We start from the raw sequence: 6883 nt of genomic DNA on the forward strand, positions 1-6883 counted from the left end.
AATGACAAGTCGACCCGAGGACCGGTCGGTACTAGGTATCCCGGGCCCCTGATACTTAAGGAAGCAGAGGATGGCCGAGCTGACCATCTCGACGGAGGACATCCGTGGCGCCCTGGAGCGCTACGTCTCCTCCTACTCGCCCGACGTCTCCCGTGAGGAGGTCGGCACCGTCGCCGACACCGGCGACGGCATCGCCCACGTCGAGGGTCTGCCCTCGACCATGACCAACGAGCTGCTGGAGTTCGAGGACGGCACGCTCGGCGTGGCGCTGAACCTCGACGTCCGGGAGATCGGTGTCGTCGTCCTCGGCGACTACGCCGGTATCGAGGAGGGGCAGCGGGTCAAGCGCACCGGCCGGGTGCTCTCGGTGCCGATCGGTGACGCCTTCCTCGGCCGCGTGGTCAACGCGCTCGGCCAGCCGATCGACGGCCTCGGCGAAATCGCCGACGAGGGCTACCGCGAGTTGGAGCTGCAGGCGCCGAACGTGATGGCCCGGCAGTCCGTCTTCGAGCCGCTGCAGACCGGCATCAAGGCCATCGACGCGATGACCCCGATCGGCCGGGGCCAGCGGCAGCTGATCATCGGTGACCGCAAGACCGGCAAGACCACGGTCGCCCTGGACGCCATCCTCAACCAGCGGGAGAACTGGGCCTCCGGCGACCCGAAGAAGCAGGTCCGCTGCATCTACGTCGCCATCGGCCAGAAGGCCTCCACCATCGCCTCCATCAAGGGCCAGCTGGAGGAGGCGGGGGCGATGGAGTACACCACCATCGTCGCCTCCCCGGCCTCGGACCCGGCCGGCTTCAAGTACCTCGCCCCGTACACCGGTTCGGCCATCGGGCAGCACTGGATGTACAACGGCAAGCACGTCCTGATCGTCTTCGACGACCTGAGCAAGCAGGCCGAGGCGTACCGGGCCGTGTCGCTGCTGCTGCGTCGCCCGCCGGGCCGCGAGGCGTACCCGGGTGACGTTTTCTACCTGCACTCCCGCCTGCTGGAGCGCTGCGCGAAGCTCTCCGACGAGATGGGCGGCGGCTCGATGACCGGTCTGCCGATCATCGAGACGAAGGCCAACGACATCTCGGCCTTCATCCCGACCAACGTCATCTCCATCACCGACGGCCAGATCTTCCTGGAGACCGACCTGTTCAACCAGGGCGTCCGGCCGGCCATCAACGTCGGCACCTCGGTCTCCCGGGTCGGCGGCGCCGCCCAGATGAAGCCGATGAAGAAGGTCTCCGGTTCGCTGCGGCTGAACCTGGCCCAGTTCCGTGAGCTGGAGGCGTTCGCCGCCTTCGCCTCGGACCTGGACAAGGCCTCCCGGGCCCAGCTGGACCGCGGTGCCCGCCTGGTGGAGCTGCTCAAGCAGCCGAACTACTCGCCGTACCCGGTGCAGGACGAGGTCGTCTCGGTCTGGGCCGGCACCGAGGGCAAGCTGGACGACATCCCGGTGGGTGAGGTCCGGCGCTTCGAGACGCAGTTCCTGGAGCACCTGCGGCGCAAGCACAACGCCACGCTCCAGGCGATCGCCGACAACAAGTGGGACGACGACATCATCGCTGCCCTCGAGTCGGCCGTGACGGAGTTCAAGCAGGGCTTCCTCGGCCGTGAGGACGAGCGCACGATCAACGAGGCGCCGGCAGCGCCGCTGGAGGGCGAGGCCGAGCACGAGACGGTCACCCGCTACAGCGGCGGGGCCCCGGCTGAGAAGAAGTAGGGCCGGGCCATGGCGGCGCAGGTACGTGTTCTTCGTCAACGTATTCGCTCGGCGAAGGGGATGAAGAAGATCACCAAGGCGATGGAGCTCGTGGCGACGAGCCGGATCGCCAAGGCCCAGGCCCGGGTGGAGGCGTCCCTGCCGTACGCCCAGGCCATCACCGGCGTGCTCACGGCGCTGGCGTCCAACGCGCGGATCGACCACCCGATGCTCACCGCGCGTAAGCGGGTGCGCCGGGCGGGTGTGCTGGTGGTAACCGCCGACCGGGGCCTGGCCGGCGGTTACAGCTCCAACGCCATCAAGACGGCGGAGTCACTGATCGCCCGGCTCCAGGCCGACGGCAAGGAGCCGGTGCTCTACGTCATCGGGCGCAAGGGCGTGTCGTTCTACCGGTTCCGCAACCGGCCGATCGAGGCCAGTTGGACGGGCTTCTCGGAGCAGCCGGCGTTCGCCGACGCCCGCGAGGTGGGTGAGACGCTGATCAAGGCGTTCATCGCCGGCGCGGACGACGTCGACGGCGACCCCGGTGAGGACGGAGTGCTCGGCGTGGACGAGTTGCACATCGTCTACACCGAGTTCAAGTCTCTGATGACCCAGAACCCGGTCACCCGGATCATCGGGCCGTTGCAGGTCGAGGAACGGCCCCGGTCGGAGGCGGCACCCGGCGTGCTGCCGGACTACGACTTCGAGCCGGACCCCGAGGCGCTGCTCGACGCGCTGCTGCCGAAGTACATCAACACGCGGATCTACGCGGCGTTGCTGGAATCGGCGGCGAGCGAGTCGGCGGCCCGGCGGCGGGCGATGAAGAGCGCCACGGACAACGCCGAAGAGATGATCGAAAAGTACACGCGTGAGATGAACTCGGCCCGCCAGGCCGGGATCACCCAGGAGATCAGTGAGATCGTCGGCGGCGCGAACGCGCTTGCCGCGTCGGGAAGTGAAGTGTGATGACTGCCCCAGTAGAGACCAAGACGGCCACGGGTCGCGTGGTCCGGGTCATCGGCCCGGTCGTCGACGCCGAGTTCCCGCGCGACGCCATGCCGGACCTGTTCAACGCCCTGCACGTGAACGTGACCCTCTCCACCGGCGAGAAGACGCTGACCCTGGAGGTCGCCCAGCACCTGGGTGACAACCTGGTCCGGGCGATCTCGATGCAGCCCACCGACGGTCTGGTCCGTGGTGCCGAGGTGCGCGACACCGCCGGCCCGATCAAGGTGCCGGTCGGCGACGCGGTCAAGGGCCACGTCTTCAACGCGATCGGCGAGTGCCTCAACCTCGCCGAGGGCGAGGCCATCAAGGCCGACGACCACTGGGGCATCCACCGCAAGGCCCCGGCCTTCGCGGACCTGGAGCCGAAGACCGAGATGCTGGAGACCGGCATCAAGGTCATCGACCTGCTCGCCCCGTACGTGAAGGGCGGCAAGATCGGCCTGTTCGGCGGCGCGGGCGTGGGTAAGACGGTGCTCATCCAGGAGATGATCACCCGGGTCGCCCGTAACTTCGGTGGTACCTCCGTCTTCGCCGGTGTGGGTGAGCGCACCCGTGAGGGCAACGACCTCATCCACGAGATGACCGACTCCGGCGTCATCGACAAGACCGCGCTGGTCTTCGGCCAGATGGACGAGCCGCCGGGCACCCGGCTGCGGGTCGCCCTCTCCGCGCTGACCATGGCGGAGTACTTCCGCGACGTGCAGAAGCAGGAGGTGCTGCTCTTCATCGACAACATCTTCCGCTTCACCCAGGCCGGTTCCGAGGTCTCCACCCTGCTGGGCCGGATGCCGAGCGCGGTGGGTTACCAGCCGACCCTGGCCGACGAGATGGGCGAGCTGCAGGAGCGGATCACCTCGGTCCGAGGCCAGGCCATCACCTCGATGCAGGCGATCTACGTGCCGGCGGACGACTACACCGACCCCGCTCCGGCCACCACGTTCGCCCACCTGGACGCGACCACCAACCTGGAGCGGTCCATCTCCGACAAGGGCATCTACCCGGCGGTGGACCCGCTGGCGTCCTCGTCCCGGATCCTGGCCCCCGAGTTCGTCGGTCAGGAGCACTTCCAGGTCGCCAGCGAGGTGAAGCGGATCCTGCAGCGCTACAAGGACCTGCAGGACATCATCGCCATCCTCGGCATCGAGGAACTCTCCGAGGAAGACAAGATCACGGTCCAGCGGGCCCGTCGGATCGAGCGCTTCCTGTCGCAGAACACCTACGCGGCGGAGCAGTTCACCGGCGTACCGGGCTCGACGGTCCCGATCAAGGAGACCATCGAGGCGTTCCGGAAGATCAGCGAGGGGGAGTACGACCACTTCCCCGAGCAGGCGTTCTTCATGTGCGGTGGGCTCGACGACCTGGAGAAGAAGGCCGCCGAGCTGATGAAGGAGTAGTCCTTCGTACGAACGAAAAGAAGGCCGTCCCGGTCGATGCCGGGGCGGCCTTCGTTCGCCCTTATGATCTACCGTCGGCGGCGCCCCCGTTTCCATGGTCGGCGATCCAGCCAGTGGCGAGATACCGTCTAGCCACGCTCATCGCGAATAGGTAGCGAGAAGTTCAACCTTTCGATCACGCGCGCCCGTATTCCCCTCTGGGCGCGACGAACGGAGATGCTCGTGGGTAAGGCCGGCAGGGGTGGTAAGCGCGGCAAGCGTGGCGGCAAATCGTCCGTGTGGCGGGGCGTGCCACGCTGGGCGCAGATCTGCACCATCTTCGGTGTCGTCCTGATGCTGCTCAGCGGCACGTCGCTGGTTGGCGCCGAGGCGCTGATGGCCCGCTACGAGGGCGCGGTGGGCAAGGCGGACCTCTTCGGTGACCAGGCTGCCGGGGCCACCGAACGCAAGAGCGACATCAAGGGCCCGCTCAACATCCTGCTGGTCGGCATCGACCCGAGGGACGACAACACCCCGCCCCTCGCCGACGCGATCATGGTCCTGCACGTGCCCGAGGAAATGGACCGGGCGTACCTCTTCTCGCTGCCGCGCGACCTCTACGTCGAGATCCCGCCGTTCCGCAAGGCGGGCTTCAACGGCACCACCTCCAAGCTGAACGACGCGATGTCGTTCGGCAGCCGGGTGCCCGGAAAGAAGCCGGACGCGGCACGGGGCTTCGAGCTGCTCGCCCTCACCGCGCAGGAGGTCACCGGGATCAAGCGCTTCGATGCCGGGGCGATCATCAACTTCGCGGGCTTCAAGAACATCGTCGACGCCATGGGCGGCGTCACGATGAACATCGAGCAGGAGGTCCGCTCCGAGCACCGCGAGCCGAACGGCAAGCACCGCAAGGGCAACCCCAACGGCCCGGGCTACATCGGGCCGCAGGCGAAATACCCGAAGGGCAAGCAGCACCTGAGCGGCTGGCAGGCGCTGGACTACGTCCGCCAGCGGTACCCGAAGAACGGCGTCCCCGACGGCGACTACGGCCGGCAGCGGCACCAGCAGCAGTTCGTCAAGGCAATGGCCGGCCAGGCGTTCAGCGCCGACGTGGTGACGAACCCGGTCAAGCTGGACCGGGTGCTCCGGGCGGCGGGCGAGTCGCTGATCTTCAGCGGCCGGGGGCACAGCGTGGTCGACTTCGGCCTCGCGCTCAAGGACATCCGCCCCGGCAACATTCAGATGATCAAGCTGCCGGGTGGTGGCGTCTTCGAGAACGGAAAGTACCTCGGCGAGCGCTTCGAGCCCGAGGTGGACGATTTCTTCGTGGCCCTGGAGCGGAATCTGCTGGATCCGTTCCTCCTGGAACATCCCAAGCTGGTGAACAAGGGCTGATCGTGGCGCAGGTCTCGGCACCCGCATGATGAACAGGCCGGGGTCGCGACTAGACTTTCCCCAATCCGCCGCCTCAGCAAGGAGACAGCGTGGCAGAGCCGCTCAACGTTCAGCTCGTGGCCGTCGAGGAGAAGGTCTGGTCCGGCAAGGCCGAGATGGTCACCGCCCGGACGACCGAGGGTGAGCTGGGTGTGCTGCCCGGCCACGCGCCTCTGCTCGGCCAGCTCGCCGAGCCCGGCCAGGTGCGCATCAAGCTGCCCGGCGGCGAACAGCTCGCCTACGAGGTGGCCGGTGGTTTTCTTTCGGTGAGCGACCGGGGCGTCACGGTACTGGCCGAGAGCGCGACTCCGACCTCCGCCGCCCAGGGCAACTGAGTCGACCCGCCCGATGGAGATCGTCGAAGGGATCGGAATCGGCTTCGCCGTAATCCTCGGCGCGATCCTGTTCCTCTTCATCCGGCGGGCCGTGGTAACTCGTAGCGGAGGCATCATCCGCCTCAGCGTCCGGACCACCACCGTGCTCGACGGTCGTGGCTGGTCGCCCGGCTTCGGCCGGTTCGTCGGTGACGAACTCCGCTGGTACCGGATGTTCAGTTTTGCCGTACGCCCCAAACGGGTGCTGTCCCGCGAGACGCTCACCGTGGAGCGACGGCGACTGCCCGAGGGGCAGGAACGGATGTCCATGCCGGCCGACTGGATCATCCTCCGCTGTACCAGCCGACACGCTCCGGTCGAGATCGCTATGGCGCGGTCCACGGTGACCGGATTCCTCTCCTGGCTCGAGGCCGCCCCTCCGGGGGCGGTCTCGCCGCGTATGGCCTCCCAGGACTGGCCGGCGGCCTGATCCCCATGGTGGGGCGTGCCGGTGCCGTTGGGGGCGATCGGCTTGCTGTGGGGCCCGGTTTGCTGTGGGGCAGGGTCACTCTCAGCAGGCAATCTTGGACGATTTCTGCCCCCAGAGGGGTCTTCCGAGTCCAAGATTCACTGCGATGGGGGTGACTTCTCGGGATATATCGGGCGAGGCGGGTGCTGGCCGTGCAGCGACCGGCCGATCAGCTGAGGCGCTCTCATCCGGCGTCGTCGCGCAGGATGCCGCAACTCGTCGTCTCAGCGGGCCCGGACACCCCGACATACCGCATCTTGCGCTGCTTACCGGACGGGATACCCCGGCATGCCGCAACTCGCGCCCACCCGATCGGCCCGAACACCCCGACATTCCGCAACCCGCCCCGCCCACCACCCCAGTCACAGCATGACCAGGCTCGACCCCAACCTCATCGCCCCCTGCCGTCCGCCTCTCCCTTGATCAACTGCATAGAGGGTGGGTGGTGTGGGGGATTTGGTCGGGTTTTGAGGCCGGTGGGGGCGTGCTGGGGGCGGAATTGTGGGTGGCCGGCGGTGGTTGAAAA

The 6883-nt window shown here is 67.5% G+C and carries 6 protein-coding genes; all 6 read left to right on the forward strand.

All coding sequences use genetic code 11. The features are described 5' to 3' along the window. Positions 1–70 precede the first annotated feature (70 nt). The 6 genes from atpA to Vqi01_RS18340 all read left to right on the forward strand — a co-directional run bounded on the left by atpA (position 71) and on the right by Vqi01_RS18340 (position 6318). Positions 71–1717, forward strand: coding sequence for a F0F1 ATP synthase subunit alpha (gene atpA / locus Vqi01_RS18315; RefSeq protein ID WP_204036017.1), 1647 nt, complete (start codon positions 71–73; stop codon positions 1715–1717). Positions 1718–1726: 9 nt separating this feature from the next. Further along, complete coding sequence (locus Vqi01_RS18320) at positions 1727–2665, forward strand: F0F1 ATP synthase subunit gamma (RefSeq protein WP_204036018.1); 939 nt, start codon at positions 1727–1729, stop codon at positions 2663–2665. Further along, a complete protein-coding gene (gene atpD / locus Vqi01_RS18325) occupies positions 2665–4101 on the forward strand; it encodes a F0F1 ATP synthase subunit beta (RefSeq protein WP_204036019.1) in 1437 nt (478 codons plus the stop codon). The genes Vqi01_RS18320 and atpD overlap by 1 nt, the downstream gene beginning before the upstream one ends. A 216-nt stretch (positions 4102–4317) precedes the next feature. Continuing rightward, positions 4318–5475 carry an LCP family protein gene (locus Vqi01_RS18330; protein WP_204036020.1) on the forward strand — a complete coding sequence of 386 codons (1158 nt, stop codon included), beginning with the start codon at positions 4318–4320 and terminating at the stop codon, positions 5473–5475. 89 nt (positions 5476–5564) lie between these two features. After that, positions 5565–5849 (forward strand): F0F1 ATP synthase subunit epsilon, encoded by a 285-nt coding sequence (locus Vqi01_RS18335; RefSeq protein WP_204036021.1) that lies wholly within the window; start codon positions 5565–5567, stop codon positions 5847–5849. A 13-nt stretch (positions 5850–5862) separates the two neighbouring features. Further along, positions 5863–6318 (forward strand): DUF2550 domain-containing protein, encoded by a 456-nt coding sequence (locus tag Vqi01_RS18340; protein WP_204036022.1) that lies wholly within the window; start codon positions 5863–5865, stop codon positions 6316–6318. Positions 6319–6883 lie beyond the last annotated feature (565 nt).

Source organism: Micromonospora qiuiae (genome assembly GCF_016863555.1).
Taxonomy (GTDB): Bacteria; Actinomycetota; Actinomycetes; order Mycobacteriales; family Micromonosporaceae; genus Micromonospora; species Micromonospora qiuiae.